The following is a 19,885-nucleotide window of genomic DNA, read 5'->3' as shown; positions in this document are numbered from 1 at the left end:
TGATTAAAGGAGACCCCATGCAATTTTTCAAGGATACTATATTGGAACTGTCTGCGGTGCAGGAACTGCAAAAGTACTTGAACCGGGGCGTTTCCCCCATATCTTTTTCCGGCGTATCCCACATCCACAAGGCGCAGCTGCTTGCCGCCCTGGCGTGTGATACGCCCGGTCTTGTTGTAACGGAGGATGACGCCTCCGCCCGGCGGCTGTGCGACGACATCAATCTGATGCTGGGGGAGAACCGGGCTTTGCCCTTTCCCTCCAAGGAAATGGCGCTGACCCCGGTGGAGGGGCTGTCCAGAAGCTACGAGCATATGCGGCTGGCGGCGCTTTCTGCGGTGCAGACGGGACAATGCGCCCTGCTGATCGCATCCGGCGAGGCACTGCTGCAGCCCACCCTGCCGCCGGAGCTGCTGGAGCAGTGTACCATCACCCTCCACGCCGGGGAGGACTACGACATCGGCACCCTGGCAAAGCAGCTGACCGGCTGTGGCTATGTCCGGTGTGAAAAGGTGGAGGGCCCCTCCCAGTTTTCCGTCCGGGGCGCTTTGCTGGATGTATTCCCGGTGCAGGCTGCCATGCCCCTGCGGCTGGAGTTCTGGGGGGATACCCTGGACAGCATCGCTCCCTTTGAGGTGGCATCCCAGCGCCGGGTGGATCAGCAGGAACAGGTCACCATTCCGCCTGCCCAGGAGACCCTGGTGCCCCAGCCGGAGCTGTTGGCGGAGAAGATCGAAGCCCTGGCGAAGTCCCTCCGGGGCAAGCGTGCGCCGGAGCTGCGGATATGGCTGAACCGGGACGCAGAGCGGCTCCGGGGGGGCGAAATGCTGACGGACATCGACAAGTACCTGCCCCTGCTGTATCCCGGAACCGTGACCCTGTTGGATTACATTCCCGGCACGGTGTGGCTCAGCGAGCATATGGCGGTGCAGGAGCGGATGCGTGGTGCGCAGACCCAGTATATGGAGGATCATCGGATGCTGCTGGAAGCCGGCACCCTGTGCAAGGGACTGGAGGGGTACCTGACGGAGGTGCCCCGGATGCAGGAGATGCTGACGGAGCGGGTCTGCGTGTATCTGGATACCTTTTTGCAGGGGGGCGACCGGATCCCCTACCGGGAGCTGCTGAACATCGAAGCCATGCAGACCGCTCCCTGGGGCGGCGAGATCCGGCAGCTGACGGAGGATCTTTCCCTGTACTGCAAGCAGGGCTACCGGACTATGCTGGTGGCAGGCTCGGAAAAGACCATCGGCATTCTGTGCAATGACCTGCGGGACAGCGGCATTCCCTGCGACATCGCCGCCCCGGACAGCGTGTGTCAGCCGGGACGGGTGCTGCTGATGATCGGCAGCCTTACCGGTGGCTTTGCCTATCCGGAGAATAAAACCGCTCTCATTACCCAGGCAAAGACCATGCATGCCCGGAAAAAGGCGAAAAAGCACAAAAAGGGCGAGGAGATCCGTGCCCTGTCGGATATTACCGCCGGGGATCTGGTGGTGCATGCGCTCCACGGCATCGGGCGCTTTGTGGGGATCCGGAAGCTGGAGCTGGAGGGGGTCACCAAGGACTATATTACCATCCAGTATGCGGGCAAGGACGTGCTGTATGTGCCCGTCACCCAGTTGGATATGGTGTCCCGGTACATCGGCACCCGGGACGATGACCATGTAAAGCTCCACAAGCTGTCCTCCGTAGAGTGGCAGAAGACCCGGAACAATGTGAAGCGTGCCGCCAAGGATATGGCGGATGAGCTGATCGCCCTGTATGCCAAGCGGGAAAAGGCGGAGGGCTTTGCCTTCCTGCCGGATGACGAGATCCAGGCGGAATTTGAGGAACGGTTCCCCTATGTGGAAACCGACGATCAGCTGCAATGCATTGCGGACATCAAGGCGGATATGCAGAAGCCCCATCCCATGGATCGGCTCCTGTGCGGCGACGTGGGCTTCGGCAAGACGGAGGTTGCCATGCGGGCGGCGCTCAAATGCGTCCTGTCCGGCAAGCAATGCGCCATCCTGGTGCCCACCACCGTGCTTGCCCGGCAGCATTACCAGACTGCCCTGCGCCGGTTCGAGCAGATGCCCGTGAATGTGGAGCTGCTGTCCCGGGCAAGAAATCCCAAGCAGCAGGCGGAGATCCTGCGGAAGCTGTCCACCGGCAGGATCGATATCCTCATCGGCACCCATCGGCTCATCCAGAAGGACGTGATCTTCAAGGATCTGGGCCTTGCCATCATTGACGAGGAGCAGCGGTTCGGGGTTGCCCACAAGGAAAAGTTCAAGGAGAGCTTTGCGGGGGTGGATGTGCTGACCCTGTCCGCAACCCCCATTCCCAGAACCCTGAATATGGCAATGAGCGGCATCCGGGATATGTCCGTCATTGAGGAGCCGCCCCAGGATCGCTACCCGGTGCAAAGCTATGTGGTGGAATACTCGGATGGGGTGGTGGCGCAGGCATTGTCCCGGGAGCTGAAGCGGGGCGGGCAGGCGTACTATCTGCACAACCGGGTGGAAACCATTGCCGCATGCGCTGACCGGCTCCAGAGATTGCTGCCGGATGCCCGGATCGCCTACGCCCACGGGCAGATGACCGAAGAAGCCATGAGCGATATCTGGCGGCAGCTGGTGGATCACGAGATCGACATCCTGGTGTGTACCACCATCATTGAGACCGGTGTGGACGTGCCCAACGTAAACACGCTTATTATAGAGGATGCGGATCGACTGGGACTGTCCCAGTTGTATCAGCTACGGGGCAGAGTGGGACGCTCCAACCGGCGTGCCTATGCCTACTTCACCTTCCGCCGGGAAAAAGTGCTGACGGAGGTTGCCACCAAGCGGCTCAATGCCATGCGGGAATTCACCCAGTTCGGCAGCGGTTTCCGCATTGCTTTACGGGATCTGGAGATCCGGGGCGCCGGCAGCATTCTCAGCGGCAAGCAGCACGGCAATATGGAGGCAGTGGGGTATGATATGTATATCCGGCTGCTGAATGAAGCCATTGCAGAGGCAAAGGGTGAGCCCATCAAGAAGGCGGCGGAGTGTACGGTGGATATCCAGATCGACGCCCATATCCCGGAGACGTATATTGAAAGCCTGACCCAGCGGCTGGAGATCTACCGGCGGATCGCCGCCGTGTCCACCAAACTGGAGAAGGAGGATATGCTGGACGAGCTGATCGACCGGTACGGAGATCCTCCGGATTCTATTGTGGGACTGGTGGATACGGCGCTGCTGCGGAATACGGCGGCGCAGCTGGGCATTACGGAGATCAAGCAGAAGCGGGGCATGCTGCTGTTTTATGTGGAGCATCCGGAGCCGGAGCAGATCACGGCACTGGCTGCGGCATACAAGGGGCGGATCGAATTCAACAGTCTGGCAAAGCCCTATATCGGTGTGAAGGCAGCCAAGGGAGAAAAAACCATGAAGCTAATGGAAGATGTGCTGTTTGCCATGTGGGATGCAAAGCCCCCGCAGACCCCGGAAAACTGAGATTCCTTTATATAAGTAAAATTATCGCTTAAATTAAAGGAATTGTAGTTTTTGAACAAAGAAAAAAACGTTTTTTTATTGAAAATGAACGTAGACAGCCGATAATACAGGGTGTTATAATAAGGACATTAAAGTGCAGAATCATATATGCACGGATAATGGAGGAGATAGTTATGAAGATTTCAAAAATTCTGGCAAGCGTTTCCGTTTGCGCACTGGCAGCTTCCGCAATGGCAATCAGCGCATTTGCTGAAGTAACAAACGGCAACACCATTGGCGATGACGGCAAGAAGTTCTACAGCGTGGACGTTATGGCTGATTACGATGTAACCGCTATTTACGGCGTAACCTTCGACCTGACCTGGACTGACGGCGGTAAGGGCTGCGGCGGCGGTGTTGGCTTCAACAGTGAGTCCACCGGCTGGAAGAGCATTGAGTACGGCAACGAGGGCTCCGACAAGGCTCTGATCCTGGATGCAAACGGCGATTTCACCTACACTTCTGAGAATCCGATCTTCGCAGCAAGCGATACCTACGCTCAGATCTGGGTACAGAACTGGTGGGGCGCAGAGGTGACCTTTGAGAACATTACTGTTCTGGGCAAGGACGGCAAGCCTCTGGCAAAGAAGGGTGCCGATGATTCCAAGGGTGACGACACCAAGACTGATGACACCAAGAAGGACGATACCAAGAAGGACGACACTAAGAAGGACGATACCAAGAAGGATGACGCTAAGACCGACAACACCAAGAAGGACGACACCAAGAAGGACGCTGCCAAGACCGGCGACGCTGGTGTAGGTCTGGCTCTGGCTGGTCTGACCATTGCCGGTGCAGCTGCATTCGTAACCAAGAAGAGAAAGTAAGAGAAAGAACCGCATAAACAGGGAGTGTTTTTAACATGAAGAAGTTTGTAACCGCAGCGATGTCCTGTGCTATTGCATTTGCAGCATGCGCAGGCATGAGCGTGTCCGCCGAGAAGGCTGATACCTACAGCGCATGGCTGGTAGGCACCATCGGCGGCAACCAGATCTGGGAAAAGGCTGATGCAGAGGTGGCTTCCATCACCGGCAACGGCTCTTACACCGTAAACTGGAAGTTGGATCAGGGTTCCGACAGTGTATCCTGCCTGATTCTGAAGACAGATATCAACCTGTATGATTACGCACCGGAGGATGTGACTGCTGAAAAGCTGCTGGACGAATCCTCTGCAAAGATCGTGATCGATTCCGTGTCCGTTGACGGCGCACCCATCTCCTACAAGATGAGCGATGGGGCTTTCACCGTTGACGATGACGGTTCCACCATCCGTGTCAATCTGATGAACGAGTGGGGACAGAAGGTAAACATTTACGATGTACCGGCAAAGACCAACATTGCCGAGTCCATTTCCGTTTCCTTCACCGTTTCCGGTCTGGATCAGGACGCTGACAAGGATGATTCCAAGGGTGACGACACCAAGCAGGATGATACCAAGCAGGATAACACCAAGACTGACAATACCAAGAAGGATAATACCAAGACTGACAACACCAAGAAGGACGACACCAAGAAGGATGCCGCAAAGACTGGTGATGCAGGCGTGGGTCTGGCTCTGGCTGGTCTGACCATTGCGGGTGCGGCTGCATTCGTGAGCAAGAAGAGAAACTGATTCCCTTTAATCGGTACATTGACTGAAAGCCCTCTCTGAACAGAGGGCTTTCGTTTTCAGAAAGGAAGATTATTCATGAAGAAATTAGCGGCGCTGCTCCTGGCGTGCAGCATGCTGGCGGCTGTTACCGGCTGCGGCGACAATAAGGATTCCTCCTCCCAGGCGGCAACTGAGGCTGCAACCACTGAGGCTGCAACCACAGAAGCAGCTACAACGGAGGCTCCCACCGAGGCGCCCTCCACAGAGCGTCCGGCTCCCACTCCCACCGTGGACGAGAATGCCATCACCTTTGAGGATGGGGATCTGTACACGGCACATTCCATGGCTGAAAAGAACTACGAGAACGATGAATCTGCTACCAAGCTGACCATCGAGGAGTTCAATGGCACCAAGCAGTTGCGAATCCAGGTTCTGGATAAGGACGACAACGGTACCTACAAGGTTCCGAAGGTGGTATTCAACCTGGCAGAGCTGGTAGGCGCAGAGAATCTGAACAAGATCAAGTCCATTTCCTGCGACATCACCGGCGTGGCTGTTGGTATGTTCACCGGCGATGACGGCTCTGAGATGCTGGTGCCCGGCAACGTGATGGGTGCTCTGGGCGGCAACCTGGCAGCAGAAAAGAAAACCGATGCGGACGGCGGTCTGCTCCAGAATACCTGGGCAAACCTGACAGAATTCTCCTTTGCTGAGTGGGAGAACAACTGGGGTTATTCCCATGTTGAGGCAAACATCCTGCTGGATGCAAATCGCTATGAGGCTGGTTATGACGGTGCAACGCTGGTTCTGATGCGCTGGGGTATCCCCAACCAGGCTGACCTGTACATCGACAACATCACCTTCTACGATGAGGACGGCAAGTCCATCCCCCTGGCATACAAGCCCTCCGGGGACGATGCAGGGACTGATTCCAGCAAGGCTGAATAAATTCTCTCCGCATACCAAAAGCCGGTACAACTTTGTGCCGGCTTTTTTACTGTTCATACAAAACCAGTTGATTTCGGGACAGCTTTATGCTATAATGAAAAAAGTTTATAATCGGTATCAAAGAGGGGAGAAGGATCACATTGACATATGTTCTGTTCGCCATCGGACTGCTTGCTGCCGGCTTTGCGCTGAGCGTGGCTTTTGGCAGAATGGCGGAGAAGAAGTGGGCGAGCCGGCTGGGGAAGGTTGCCTACGGGATAAACGGCTACCTGCTTTTACAGGGGCTGCTGGGCAAGGTACATATTCTGGGCAACCGGGGGCTGGATGGCTATTTTCTTTTCCTGGCGGCGGTCTGCGCCTGCATTCTGCTGATTTCACTGACCGTCCGTTGGATCCGCAGCAAATCTGCATCCACCTGCCGGATGCTCCGGTTTGCTGCCCGCACCATTGCCGTGCTGGCGGCGGTGGAGCTGCTGGTGTTCAACTTCAATTCCTTTCACCTGTGGATGGGGGATTACACGGAACGGCGGCTGTCCCTGACGGATGTGACCATCGAAAACGGGGACTTTGTGTATGACGCCGGACAGGATCAGCTTACCATCCGGGGGAAGGGCGAGGTGCTGCTCACCTATCAGAATCTGGATCAGCCGGTGGGTACTCTGACAGTGGATGCGTCCCTGGCGAATCACACCAAATCCGCCAGCGTGATCGTGGATATTACCGACGAAACCCACCGGGAGTACCGGTACAATACGGTGAACATGCAGCTGCTGAAGGATACGCCCCGTTCCCACTTTACCACCTGTGAGCTGTCCGGAAAGGTGGGCACCTTCCGGGTGAAATTCACCCTGCCGGAGGATAACGACTCCATTACCGTGCGGAACATTATCATCAACCGGGATATTCCCTTCCGGTTTTCCCTGCTGCGCATGGGGGTATTCCTGACTCTGATCCTGCTGGGGTACGGCATCGTTCACAGTACCCTGCTGCGCAGACCCTGTCACCAGGAGAAGCTGTTTGTACGGGCATCCGCAGCAGTGGTGACCGCTGTGTGCTGCCTTGGATGCGTGAGCCTGGTGTGGGCGGATACCAGCCGCCCCATCAAGGAGATCTTCGAGCGAGAATCCGGCAACCAGATCACCCGGGAGCTGGTGGATGCCTTTGAAGCCGGACAGGTGAGCCTGGAGACTCCGGTGGATCCGGGGCTGCTTGCAATGGAAAACCCCTATGACTGGAGCGCCCGGTCGGCGGACAATGTGAATGCCCAGTGGGATCATGTATTCTACAACGGCAAGTACTACTCCTACTACGGCATTGCGCCGGTGGTGACCCTGTTCCTGCCCTACCACCTGCTGACGGGGCATTATTTCCCCACCCAGTTTGCTGTATTGCTGTACGGCCTCATCGGGGTAGTGTTCCTGACCCTGACCTATCTGGCATACCTGCGCCGGTTCCAGCGTACCCTGCCCTGTGGCATGGCGCTGGGGGGACTGATCGTCATGCAGGCGTCCAGCGGCATCTGGTATGTGGTGGCACGCACCCTGTTCTATGAGATTTCCATTGCCTCCGGCTTTGCATGCGTGGCGGTGGGTGCATATTTCCTGATGACCTCCAATATTCTCAGCCGGGGCAGGATCTCCTGTCCGAAGCTGGGGCTTGCATCCTTCTTCCTGGCACTGGCAGTGCTGTGCCGCCCTACGTTGGCGGTGTACTGCATTGCCGCCGTGGTGATGATCCTGCTGGCGCTGCCTAGAGCAGGCAAACACCCCGGGGTACAACTGGCTGCCGGCAAGCAGAATGCCAAGCGGATCGCCTATCTGGCATGGGGCGCAGTGCCCATGCTTCTGCTGGCTGGGGTGCAGCTGTGGTACAACTATGCCCGGTTTGACTCCCCCCTGGATTTCGGCATCCAGTACTCTCTGACCATCAATGACTTTACCCGTTCCCAGTTCCATATGGGCTTTGTGTTCATCGGTCTGTACAACTATCTGCTGGCTGTGCCTAAGTTCACCTGGACTTTCCCCTTCTTCTTTACGGAATTCACCACCTTGAACATCAACGGCTACTACTTCCACGACACGGGGAATACCGCCGGCATCATCTGGCTGGCGCTGCCGGTGCTGTGCTACCTGCTGGCAGGGAAGGCGCTGAAGCGGCTGAACAGGCGTGACCGGATCCGCTGGAGCGTCATCATCGGTCTGACCTGTGTGCTCATGCCCCTGGTCATCATCTGTTCCATCTGGGAAAGCGGCTATGCCATCCGCTACACGGCGGATTTCTCCTGGCCCATTCTGATCGGCGCTCTGTCCATCGGATTTTACCTGTACCGGCACACCAAGAATGAGACCTGGAGAAAGGTTGCCCGGCTCTGTATGGGGGTTGCCGTGCCGGCAGCTCTGGTGCTGAATTTTGCCCATGTATACACCTTCAAGTTCCCCTCCTGGGTTGCCCTGGATCATTTCGGGGTATTCCACAACCTGGCGGAGCTGTTCACCATTTTCTGACGAAAGAGAGGATACCATGAGTAGTATTATTTACATCGTTGTTCCATGCTATAACGAGGAGGCTGTGCTGCACGAAACCTCCAGCCGTCTGGCGGAGAAGATGCACAGTCTGATGCAGGCGGGGAAGATCTCCCCCTTGAGCCGGGTCATGTTCGTCAATGACGGCTCCAAGGATCGTACCTGGGAGATCATTGAGGAGCTGGTGGCAGGGGATACCCTGTTCCAGGGGGTGAAGCTGTCCCGGAACAAGGGGCATCAGAATGCGCTGCTGGCAGGGCTGATGACTGCCAAGGATCACTGCGACGCAGCCATTTCCATGGACGCTGACCTGCAGGATGACATCAACGCCGTGGATGAGATGATCGAAAAGTTTGACGGAGGCTGCGATATTGTGTACGGGGTGCGCAGCGAGCGGAAAACCGATACCTTCTTCAAGAAATTTACCGCCCAGGGCTATTACAAGCTCCTTGCCATGATGGGGGTGGACATCGTCTACAACCATGCGGATTACCGGCTCATGAGCCGCCGGGCATTGCAGAATCTGGAATCCTTCGGGGAAGTGAACCTGTTCCTGCGGGGGGTTGTACCCATGATCGGCTACAAGACGGATAAGGTGTACTACGAGCGTGCGGAGCGGTTCGCCGGGGAGTCCAAGTACCCCTTGAAGAAGATGCTTGCCTTCGCCATGGAGGGCATCACCTCCCTGTCCGTCAAGCCCATCCGCTTCATTACTTCCACCGGCTTTGTGATCTTTGTTATCAGTCTGCTGATGCTGATCTACAGTCTGGTGCGGTACTTTATGGGCGCTACCATTCCGGGCTGGACTTCCCTTGCGGTATCCGTCTGGGCGATCGGCGGCTTGCAGCTCCTTGCCATCGGCGTGGTAGGGGAGTACATCGGCAAGATCTATCTGGAAACCAAGCACCGACCCAAATACATCGTGGAAACCTATCTCCACCGGGATGAATGACCGAAAGGGGGGGCACATGATCCGCAAGAGAATCATCCGAATCGCCGGGCTTGCGCTGCTGCTATGGCTGGGAGCGTTTGCTCTGGATTGCTTTGCGGTTTCCTGCCTGCACCGTTCCCCCGTGTTCTGTGTGCAGCATCAAGAGGAAACACATTTTTCCGGATTGGGGTATTCGTTTGACGCATATGCACACCCGATCAGCGGAGCATATGAATACGTCATCTATGTGTTCGGCTGTGAGCTCACTTCCACTATGACCAATGCAGTCTGATGCTGCTGACAAAATAAGCCCGGAGGCGGTTTGATCTGACCGTCTCCGGGCTGCTTGTATGATATATTATCTGCGGATGATGCCGCCGCCGACCACTGTATCCCCATCGTAGAACACGGCGGACTGTCCGGCAGTGACCGCACGCTGGGGCGCTTCAAAAACTGCCCGGCAGGTGCCATCCTCCATCGGCTCGATCCGGCAGGGCACCTCCGTCTGGCTGTACCGGGTCTTGACCGTCACCTGCATGGGAGCGGTCAATGCCGGAATGGAGATCCAGTTCAGCTCCCGCACCGTAAAGCTGTCCGTGTACAGATCGGATTCCGCCCCGATGGTCACCGTGTTGGATGCTGCATCCTTCCCCACCACATAGGCAGGCCGCCCCAGGGACAGTCCCAGTCCCTTTCGCTGTCCGATGGTGTAGTGGATCAGCCCCCGGTGCCTGCCGATGGGGTTGCCGGTTGTATCCAGAAAGTCTCCGGGCTGGATCTCCGCCCCCGTGGCATGGCGGATGTACCCGGCATAATCCCCATCCGGCACAAAGCAGATGTCCTGGCTGTCCGGCTTGTGGGAGTTTACCAGCCCTGCCGCCTCCGCCATCTGCCGCACCTGCGCCTTTTCCAGATCCCCCAGAGGGAACAGGGTGTGGGCAAGCTGATGCTGGGTCAGATTGTACAGCACATAGGTCTGATCCTTGCTCCGGTCTTTGGGGCGGCACAGCAGATACCGTCCCGTTGCCGGATCCTGCCGCCGTACCGCATAGTGCCCCGTGGCAATATAGTCATATCCCAGTGCCTCCGCCCGGCGGAGCATGGCGTCAAATTTAATATGCCGGTTGCAGTCGATGCAGGGGTTGGGGGTCTCCCCTCGCAGGTAGCTGTCACAGAAGGGCTGCATTACATGACTGCGGAAAGCGTCCTTGAAGTTGAATACCAGATGCTCAAAGCCCAGCCGGTAGGCAACGCTCCGGGCATCCTCCACGTCCCGGAGGGCGCAGCAGGTACGGGTGGCATCCGGCGCCTGGATGATATCCTCGTCCCCGAACAGCTTCAGGGTCACGCCTGTTACGTCGTATCCCTCCTGCTGGAGCCGCAGGGCGGCAACGGAGCTGTCCACGCCGCCGCTCATGCCGATCATGACCTTTTTCATTGCTGCTGTGCCTCCCCTCGTGCATGTGCCACAATATCCGCCAGGGTGATCCGGTCAATGACCCCACTGATGGCGTTGTCCAGTGCCTCCCACACGAACTGGGTGGGGCAGCACTCTGCCCGTTCACAGGGGGCGCAGCCCTCCTGCATGCAGGGCACCGGTGCCAGGCACCCCTCTGTCAGCCGCAGGATCATGCCCACGGTGTATGCCTCCGGGGGCTTTGCCAGCCGGTAGCCTCCCTGGGCGCCCCGGGAGCTGATCACGCAGCCGCCCCGGCTCAGCATGGCTATGATCTGCTCCAGGTATTTTTCCGAGATCTGCTGCCGCTGGGCGATGGCACGGATATTCAGATACCCCTCGTCTGCGTGGCAGGCAAGCTCATACATGAGCCGCAGGGCATACCGTCCCTTTGTGGAAATTTTCATCCGATCACCTGTTCCGGCGGCTTTGGATTTGTGCGGAGACTCCGCAGACACCGCCTGATTCCCTACCATTATACCGTGAAATCCAGCGGCTGTCAATGAACACAAGAAAATTTGTTCGCCGGATGCCGCAAATCCTGTTCAGACCGTCCTTTGGGAGAAGATCGTCAGAAGTATGACAAGAACCGACCACAAGATGTTGTGTTTTGAACCGAAAAAGGATGCTTTTCCTCGAAAAACCGCATAGCACCGGCGTTTGTGGGGTTTTACGAAAAAAACCATGGCATTGTATACGAAAGTGGGCGAGCATTTTTGTGCAATGTTTTGGATTTGGCGGCTTGACAATCCCATGAAAATCCGATATACTAGATAACAGCACAGTTCTAAACCACAATATCTTGTGGTTTAGTGAATATATGTCGGAGGGGAAGAATATGCTGATTCACATTATCAAGCGAGACGGAAGAAAGGTTCCGTTCAACATGGAAAAGATCGCAAATGCGATTTTCCGGGCGGCCCAGTCGGTAGGCGGCACCAACTTTGAGGAAGCCATGCAGATTGCTGCTCGGGTATGCGCCCTGGTGGAGGAGAAGTACCCGGGACAGGTTCCCACCGTGGAACAGGTGCAGGATCTGGTGGAGAAGACCCTGATCGAGGAGGGGCATGCCGCTACCGCAAAGGCGTACATTTTGTACCGGTATGAACGTACCCGTTCCCGGGAAATGAAAACCAATCTGATGACGGTTCTGAACGAGCTGACCTTCAACCCGGCAAAGGACAGCGACATCAAGCGGGAGAATGCAAACATTGACGGGGACACTGCCATGGGCACCATGCTCAAGTACGGCTCCGTTTCCGCCAAGGAGTTTTACGAAATGTATGTGCTGGAGCCCCAGGAGGCGAAGGCGCACATCAACGGGGATATCCACATTCATGACCTGGACTTCCTGACTCTGACTACTACCTGCTGTCAGATCGATCTGATCAAGCTGTTCAAGGATGGTTTTTCCACCGGTCATGGCTACCTGCGGGAGCCAAATGACATTGCCAGCTATTCCGCTCTGGCGTGCATCGCCATCCAGTCCAACCAGAACGATCAGCACGGGGGACAGAGTGTACCCAACTTTGACTATGCAATGGCGGAGGGCGTGAAGAAAACCTATCGTGCAAGATATGCCCAGAACATTGCCCGCTGCCTGGCAATGGAATGCGGACTGGAGCTGAACGAGTGCGACAAGCTGTCCGAGCGGCTGGCTGCCCAGGTACAGCAGGAGCAGGGACTGACCCCGATCCTGGCGGACAACAACGGCTACCGGGAGGCAGAACTGCCCGGGCTGACGGAGATCTGCGGCAGTGAGGCGCTGGCAAAGAAGATCCAGGATTTTGCGGTCAAGGCAGCCTATAAGGAAACCAACCGTGCCACCTACCAGGCGATGGAGGCACTGATCCACAATCTGAACACCATGAACAGCCGTGCCGGCGCCCAGACCCCCTTCAGCTCCATCAACTACGGCACCGATACCTCCCCCGAGGGCAGAATGGTTATTGAGAACGTACTGCTTGCCAACGAGGCTGGCCTGGGCAACGGGGAGACCCCCATTTTCCCCATTCACATCTTCAAGGTGAAGGAGGGCATCAACTACAACCCGGAGGATCCCAACTACGACCTGCTGAAGCTGGCGTGCCGGGTATCCGCAAAGCGGCTGTTCCCCAACTTCTCCTTCATCGATGCGCCCTTTAACCTCCAGTACTACAAGCCCGGGGATTACAACACGGAGGTTGCCTACATGGGCTGCCGCACCCGTGTCATCGGCAATGTATACGATCCGGAGCGGGAGATCGTCAGCGGCAGAGGCAATCTGAGCTTCACCTCCATCAACCTGCCCCGGCTTGCCATCAAGGCGGATCACAACGTGGGTGCATTCTTTGATTCTCTGGATGAAATGATGGATCTTGCCATCAACCAGTTGATGCACCGGTTCAAGATCCAGTCCCAGAAAAAAGTCCGCAACTACCCCTTCCTGATGGGACAGGGGGTATGGATCGACTCCGAAAAGCTGGGGCCGGATGATGAAGTGGGAGAGGTGCTCAAGCACGGCACTTTGTCCGTTGGCTTCATCGGTCTGGCGGAGACCCTGAAGGCGCTGATCGGCAAGCATCACGGGGAAAGCGAGGAGGCAAGAGAGCTTGGCCTGGAGATCGTTACCGCTATGCGGAACCGGTTGGATGAGGAAAGCAAGCGCACCGGTCTGAACTTCTCTTTGCTGGCGACTCCGGCGGAGGGGCTGTCCGGCAGATTTGTCCGGATGGATGCAAAGCGCTTCGGTATCATCCCCGGCGTGACGGATCGGGAGTACTACACCAACAGCTTCCATGTGCCCGTGTATTACCCCATCAGCGCAGTGGACAAGATCCGCATCGAGGCACCCTACCACGCACTGACCAATGCTGGACACATCAGCTATATCGAGCTGAACGGAGATCCGGTGGAGAACCTGCCTGCGTTTGAAAAGGTGGTTCGCTACATGAAGGAAGCAGGCATCGGCTACGGTGCCATCAACCACCCGGTGGATCATGATCCCTGCTGCGGCTATACCGGCATCATCGGAGACACCTGCCCCAAGTGCGGCAGAAACGAGGAGGACGGCGTGGGCTTTGAGCGGATCCGCCGTATCACCGGCTATCTGGTAGGCACGGTGGATCGGTTCAACAACGCAAAGCGTGCGGAAGAACGGGATCGGGTAAAGCACAGCGTTTGATGCATAGAAGGACAGTACCCTACAGGCTCTGTGGGGTGCTGCTTTTATAGGAGGATCATATGACACTGAGACTTGCAGGCACGGAAAACGACTCCATCGTAGACGGCCCCGGCATCCGCTTCACCATTTTTGTCCAGGGCTGTCCCCACCACTGCCCCGGCTGCCACAATCCCCAGACCCATGATTTTGCAGGCGGCACGGACACGGACTGCGCCCAGCTACTGGCACGGATCGACGCCAACCCCCTGCTGGACGGAGTCACCTTCAGCGGCGGCGAGCCCTTCTGTCAGGCATCAGTTCTGGCGGAGCTTGGGGCGAAGCTGCGGCAGCGGGGGTTGAATATCATTACCTACACCGGCTTTACCTATGAAAAGCTGCTGGAGGATGCCAACCAGGAAAACGGATATCGGGCACTGCTGGAGGTGACGGATTATCTGGTGGACGGCAGATTTGAGCAGGACAAGAAAAGCTATGAGCTGCATTTCAAGGGCAGCTCCAACCAACGGTTCATTGATGTACAGAAAAGTCTGGAATCCGGCAGCACGGTTGTGTTGGAATCGCTTTAATTGCACAGTGATTGGCGCTTTTTGCACAGTTTCCGGCTCTTGCTATGGGACGTAAAATATGCTATAATGGAGGAGCGTATAACGCTCCTTTTTTGTGCCCTTTTGCAAAAAGGAGAAATGGATGGTGATGGGAAGCATTGAACCAGAGAATTACGGCAGGGTTCCTTTGTCTGCTGCTGGCGACAGCCCCGATGCTGGGGGGCTGTGAAAAGGACAGGGGCACCGGTGCCGGCTATTTGTTCAGCTACACGCTGGACGCAAATCCGCAAAGCCTGGATCCCCAGCTTGCCACGGATGAAGCCTCTCTGACGGTGATCGGGAATCTGTTTTCCGGTCTGTTCCGGATGGATGACACGGGGAACGTTGTTCCGGATGTGGCGGAATCCTATGAGATCTCCCCGGACGGCTGTACCTACACCGTCCACATGCGGAAGGATAACTACTGGTACTCCCTGGGGGATGCCCGGCAGGAGGCCACCCGGACGGACAGTGAGGATGCGGCGAAGCATGCCGCTCCAGTGACTGCCGCAGATTTTGTGTATGCCTTTCAGCGGCTGTTTGATCCCCGGACCGACTCCCCCTACCGGGAGCGGTTTGCCGCCCTGAAAAACGGGCAGAGGATCATGGATGGAGAGTTGGACTGCACCCAGATCGGAGTGGACGCATCGGACACCTACACGGTGGTGTTCACCCTGGACAGACCGGATGCAAACTTCCTTTCTCTGCTTGCCACCACTGCCGCCATGCCCTGTAATCCCAGCTTTTTCTACGGCTGCAAGGGACGCTATGGGCTGGATGAGGACTCGGTGATCTCCAACGGAGCCTTTTACCTGCGTATGTGGTTCTACGATCCCTACGGCAAGGAGAACCAGATCTATATGCGGCGGAATGCCCTGAACAGCCGGGCAAAGCAGGTGTATCCCTCCAATCTGACCTTCTACATCCAGGATGCCCAGAAGGCGGAGCAGAATTTCCGGGATTCCCTCACCGACTGTCTGATTACGGCGGACAGCAGCTACGCCGCCAGCGGCAAGTATACAACTTTATCCTACGAAAGCGTTACCTATGGGCTGATCTTCAACCCCCGGCATTCCCAGTACTCGAACGCCTCCTTGCGAAAGGCGCTGTCCCTGGGCGCACGGTCGGCGGACTATGCTGCCATGCTGGGTGCGGACACCACGGAGGCGTCCGCCCTGGTGCCCCCGGCTGTGCGGATGCTGGGGAAGGAATACCGGGAGCTGGTATCCCAGCAATCCGTTCAGCCTGCCGGGCAGGATGCGGCGGTTCTGTACACCCAGGCGCTGGAGGAGCTGGGCATTGCCTCCCTGGAAAGTGCGCAGATCCTGGTGCCGGCGGGGCTGACGGACTATGCGGCGCTCCATGAGATCGTGCGCCGGTGGAGCGATCTGTTCGGCTTTTACATCGGCATCGACCCGGTGGATCCGGAAACCTATGCACAGCGGCTGCAGGACGGGGAGTATGCCATCGCCCTGTATGGCACGGGCAGTGACTACAACAGCCCGGCAGGGGCGCTGCAGCAGCTACTGGAGCAGCAGGGGATGCTGGGCATGTCGGAGCAGACCCTCCGGGATGTGCAGGCGCAGCTACAGGAGGCTGCCGGGGTGGAAAACCTCAGCGGTACACTGGAGCATTACCGGGCGGCGGAACGGCTACTGCTGGAGGACGCTTGTTTCATCCCTCTGTTTTACAAGCAGGAATATCTTGTATTCCGGCCGGATAATGAGGATCTGGCATTTGACCCCTTTACCGGGCAGGTGTTCTTTGCGGATGCCAAGCATTTTGAATAGCTGCAAAATGTATCCGAATGCAGAGCAATATATTCCTTAAATAAAGCTGGTATCTTTTTATTTAATCTCCCGGCAGTCCTGTGATCTGTTAATATACAGCCGGGACAGAGGAGAACCTCTTTGCATCCTACACAATTATACCATGGCGCAGAAAACCTTTTTTCTACACCTTGACAAATTGCTTGCCGGTTGGTATAATAATTTCGTACACTTGTGCAAATCGGACAGCTTGGATGCAAAAGAAAAATATATTTATTAACGCAGTGCTCCCAGAGCGGCAGGCTTGGCTCCGGGGCGCTGCGCTGAGATGACTGATTTTCGTGGGCAGGCAGACCACAGCCTGCCGGAGGCACAGAAAGGCGGAGAAACGTGAGAAACACAAGAAAGAAAAGAAAAGCGGCAGCTGGGGCGCTGTCAGCCATTCTTGCGGCGGCGCTGTCCCTGACGGCGGTTCCGTTTTCAGCATTTGCAGCGGCGGACAAGTCGGCTGCGGCGGAGGACACCTCCCTGCTGACGGTGGAATCCACAGAGGGCGAGAACCCTCTGTACGTTGAGCAGCATACCTACAGCGACTATTACGACGTTTACAGCGGCAGCAGCCGGCCGGACGTGGAGATCATGATGCCCGGCGCAGAGTATGACTCCACAGAGGGGGGCAATTTCTCAGTTGGCTCCTACGGCACGGAGGGGGACACCAAGGACAATGTGCTGATCTGGGACAGCTCCGAGGGGAAGGTCAACTACAAATTCACCGTTGCCCAGAGCGGCGTGTATTGCGCAAAAATGTCCTATTTCCCCCTCGAGACCACAGCCACCACCATTGAGCTTTCCATGCTCATTGACGGGGAATCCCCCTATGACACTGCCTCCCGGATCACCCTGAACAAGCGGTGGGTCAACGAAAAGGATATTTATGTGGACAGCCGGGGCAACCAGGTGCGTCCCTCTCAGATCCAGAGCGGTGCCTGGATGTCCACCTACCTACAGGATGTGGATGGTCTGTTCAATGATCCGCTGATCTTCTACCTGGAGGCAGGCACCCACACTCTGACCCTCAGCGGCGTAAAGGCGAATATCGCCCTGGAGTATATCGCCTTCTCCCAGCCGGAGCAGGCTGCCCCCTATGGGGACTCCAAGCCGGATGCCTCTGCCCTGTCCTCTACCCCCCCTACCATGATCCGGCTGGAGGGTGAGCAGGCGGACTACAAGTCCGACTCCACTCTGTATCCCACCTATGACAATTCCTCCTACCTGGCATCCCCCTCCAATCCTACCAAGATGGTGTACAACACCATTGGCAGCGGCAACTGGAAAAAGGCGTTGCAGACCATTACCTGGAACATCAACGACAAGGAGTCCAACAAGCTCACCGGGGATGGCTGGTACAAGATCGGCATCAAGGCCCGGCAGCAGGATATGCGGGGCTTCTACTCCAACCGGCGGCTGCTGGTGGACGGAAAGGTGCAGTATGAGGAACTGAACCAGATCAAGTTCTACTACGACACGGACTGGAGCGTTACCTCTCCCAAGGATGCAAGCGGTGATTATATATATGTATATCTGACCGCTGACCAGGTACATACCCTGACGCTGGAGGTTGTGCCCGGAGAGATCGGGGACGCTATGCGGCGGCTGGATTCCATCGTGCTGGATCTGAACACCTGCTACCGGAAGATCCTGATGATCACCGGGCCGGATCCGGATAAGTACACGGACTATAACGTGCACAAGAAGATCCCGGAGATCCTGGATGAGTTCCAGGATCTGTATGATCGGCTCACCACCGTGCAGCGGGAGATCGAATCCCTGTCCGGCACGGAGGGCTCCGAGGCGGCTGCCCTGACCCGGATGACGGTGATCCTGGAAAAGTGTATGGAAAAGCCCATCCGCATTCCGGATTACATGACCCAGATCAAGGACAATATCACCGCCATTTCCGCCTGGATGCGGGATTACCGGGATCAGCCCCTGGAGGTTGACTATATCGAGCTGGCTTCTGCGGATCAGCAGTTCAGCTCTGTGGACGAGAAATTCTTCTCCCAGCTGGCATTCAACTGGAAGGCGTTCATCGGCTCCTTTACGGAGGATTACACCACCCTGTCCGACATTGACGGGGAATCCGATGAGGTGCTGAACGTCTGGGTACAGCTTGGCCGTGACCAGGCACAGGTTGTCAAGCAGTTGGCAGAATCCGACTTTATGGAGAAGACCGGCATCCCGGTTTCCGTGAACCTGGTTGTGGGCGGTATCGTAGAAGCCGCTCTGGCAGACAAGCAGCCGGATGTGGCGCTGTTCATCGGCGGCGAATTCCCGGTGAACCTGGCGGCACGGGGTCTGCTGGTGGATATGTCCCAGTTTGCGGATTACAAGGAAACCGAAGGCTGGTTCCAGAAGTATGCCACCGTCCAGTATCAGTATGAAGGGGGCACCTACGGTCTGCCCATTTCCCAGAACTGGCCCATGCTGTTCTACCGGAAGGACATTCTCAGTGAGCTTGGCTTTACTGCTCCGCCCCAGACCTGGCAGGAGCTGATCGACATGCTGCCGGCGCTCCAGCGGAACTACATGGGGGTTGGTCTGATCCTGCCGCCGGCAAATGTATCCCCCGCAACGGAGGCTGGTCATACTTACGCAATGCTGACCTTGCAAAAGGGACTCAACTATTATAATGACGCCCAGACCCGCACCACCTTTGACGACATCCGGGCGGTGCAGTCCTTTGAGACCTGGACGGAATTTTACACCAAGTATGAGTTTGAACAGACCTATGACGCATTCAGCCGGTTCCGTACCGGTCTGTATCCTATCGTGGTGTCCAACTACACCTTCTTCAACCAGTTGGAGGTTGCTTCTCCGGAGATCAAGGGTCTGTGGGATTTCACCACCGTGCCCGGCACGCTGAATGAGGACGGCACCATTTCCCACGCAAGCAACTCCTCCGGCAGTGCGGCCATCATCTTCAACAGCGTGGCAAACAAGGAAAACGCATGGAAGTTTGTCCGCTGGTTCTCCTCCACTGAGACCCAGGTGGCATACGGCATGAACATCGAGGGTCTGCTGGGTCAGATGGGACGGTTTGATGCGGCAAACACCGAAGCCCTCAAGCAGCTGTCCTGGTCCTCCGAGGAGCTTGCAAAGCTGAGCGCCCAGCGGGATGAGCTGGTGGAGATTCCCATTATTCCTGCGTCCTATGCGGTGACCCGGAATATCATGAACGCATTCCGTGAGACCGTCAACAACGTGGAAGCGAATCCGAGAGATACGCTGATGAAATACAACGACGATATCAATGACGAGATCACCAGAAAGCGTGAAAATCTGGGACTTGAGTAAGACGTTTGCAGCATGGGGAATGCTGCATAACGCCTGCCTA

13 protein-coding genes are annotated in these 19,885 nt (G+C 56.7%); 11 read left to right on the top strand and 2 right to left on the bottom strand.

Going from position 1 to position 19,885, the window contains the following annotated elements:
- The first annotated feature begins 17 nt into the window (after positions 1 to 17).
- The 7 genes from mfd to RUM_RS11170 all read left to right on the top strand — a co-directional run bounded on the left by mfd (position 18) and on the right by RUM_RS11170 (position 9,811).
- On the top strand, positions 18 to 3,488 hold the full coding sequence (gene mfd, locus RUM_RS11200; protein WP_015559203.1) for a transcription-repair coupling factor: 3,471 nt from the start codon (positions 18 to 20) through the stop codon (positions 3,486 to 3,488).
- Positions 3,489 to 3,661: 173 nt separating this feature from the next.
- Positions 3,662 to 4,354 carry an NPXTG-anchored protein gene (locus RUM_RS11195; RefSeq protein WP_015559202.1) on the top strand — a complete coding sequence of 231 codons (693 nt, stop codon included), beginning with the start codon at positions 3,662 to 3,664 and terminating at the stop codon, positions 4,352 to 4,354.
- Between the two features lie 35 nt (positions 4,355 to 4,389).
- Positions 4,390 to 5,139, top strand: a complete 750-nt coding sequence (locus RUM_RS11190; protein WP_015559201.1) for an NPXTG-anchored protein — start codon at positions 4,390 to 4,392, stop codon at positions 5,137 to 5,139.
- A gap of 75 nt (positions 5,140 to 5,214) precedes the next feature.
- Positions 5,215 to 6,066: a hypothetical protein gene (locus tag RUM_RS11185; protein WP_015559200.1), complete on the top strand. Its 852-nt coding sequence runs from the start codon at positions 5,215 to 5,217 to the stop codon at positions 6,064 to 6,066.
- 140 nt (positions 6,067 to 6,206) lie between these two features.
- Positions 6,207 to 8,570, top strand: a complete 2,364-nt coding sequence (locus tag RUM_RS11180; protein WP_041326429.1) for a hypothetical protein — start codon at positions 6,207 to 6,209, stop codon at positions 8,568 to 8,570.
- Positions 8,571 to 8,586: 16 nt separating this feature from the next.
- Complete coding sequence (locus tag RUM_RS11175; RefSeq protein WP_015559199.1) at positions 8,587 to 9,540, top strand: glycosyltransferase family 2 protein; 954 nt, start codon at positions 8,587 to 8,589, stop codon at positions 9,538 to 9,540.
- A 16-nt stretch (positions 9,541 to 9,556) separates the two neighbouring features.
- A complete protein-coding gene (locus tag RUM_RS11170) occupies positions 9,557 to 9,811 on the top strand; it encodes a hypothetical protein (RefSeq protein WP_015559198.1) in 255 nt (84 codons plus the stop codon).
- A 66-nt stretch (positions 9,812 to 9,877) separates the two neighbouring features.
- Here RUM_RS11170 and mnmA read toward each other — a convergent pair whose 3' ends face one another.
- Together mnmA and RUM_RS11160 are read right to left on the bottom strand one after the other, a co-directional pair.
- Entirely contained in the window at positions 9,878 to 10,957 is a 1,080-nt protein-coding gene (gene mnmA, locus RUM_RS11165) for a tRNA 2-thiouridine(34) synthase MnmA (RefSeq protein WP_015559197.1), read from the bottom strand.
- Positions 10,954 to 11,382: an RrF2 family transcriptional regulator gene (locus RUM_RS11160; RefSeq protein WP_041326824.1), complete on the bottom strand. Its 429-nt coding sequence runs from the start codon at positions 11,380 to 11,382 to the stop codon at positions 10,954 to 10,956. Before RUM_RS11160 ends, mnmA begins: the two co-directional genes overlap by 4 nt.
- Before the next feature lie 431 nt (positions 11,383 to 11,813).
- Here RUM_RS11160 and RUM_RS11155 point away from each other — a divergent pair, with 431 nt between their 5' ends.
- From RUM_RS11155 to RUM_RS11140, 4 genes are all read left to right on the top strand, one after another.
- The gene (locus RUM_RS11155) at positions 11,814 to 14,138 is read left to right on the top strand and encodes an anaerobic ribonucleoside triphosphate reductase (RefSeq protein ID WP_015559195.1); all 2,325 of its coding nucleotides are present in this window, start codon (positions 11,814 to 11,816) and stop codon (positions 14,136 to 14,138) included.
- Positions 14,139 to 14,197: 59 nt separating this feature from the next.
- Positions 14,198 to 14,704: an anaerobic ribonucleoside-triphosphate reductase activating protein gene (gene nrdG / locus RUM_RS11150; RefSeq protein ID WP_015559194.1), complete on the top strand. Its 507-nt coding sequence runs from the start codon at positions 14,198 to 14,200 to the stop codon at positions 14,702 to 14,704.
- Between the two features lie 137 nt (positions 14,705 to 14,841).
- Positions 14,842 to 16,512, top strand: coding sequence for a peptide ABC transporter substrate-binding protein (locus RUM_RS11145; protein WP_049775550.1), 1,671 nt, complete (start codon positions 14,842 to 14,844; stop codon positions 16,510 to 16,512).
- A 369-nt stretch (positions 16,513 to 16,881) separates the two neighbouring features.
- Positions 16,882 to 19,845 carry an extracellular solute-binding protein gene (locus RUM_RS11140; protein ID WP_041326428.1) on the top strand — a complete coding sequence of 988 codons (2,964 nt, stop codon included), beginning with the start codon at positions 16,882 to 16,884 and terminating at the stop codon, positions 19,843 to 19,845.
- Positions 19,846 to 19,885 lie beyond the last annotated feature (40 nt).

This window comes from Ruminococcus champanellensis 18P13 = JCM 17042, assembly GCF_000210095.1.
GTDB lineage: Bacteria > Bacillota > Clostridia > Oscillospirales > Ruminococcaceae > Ruminococcus_F > Ruminococcus_F champanellensis.
This window is presented reverse-complemented; position numbering and strand designations above follow the sequence as displayed.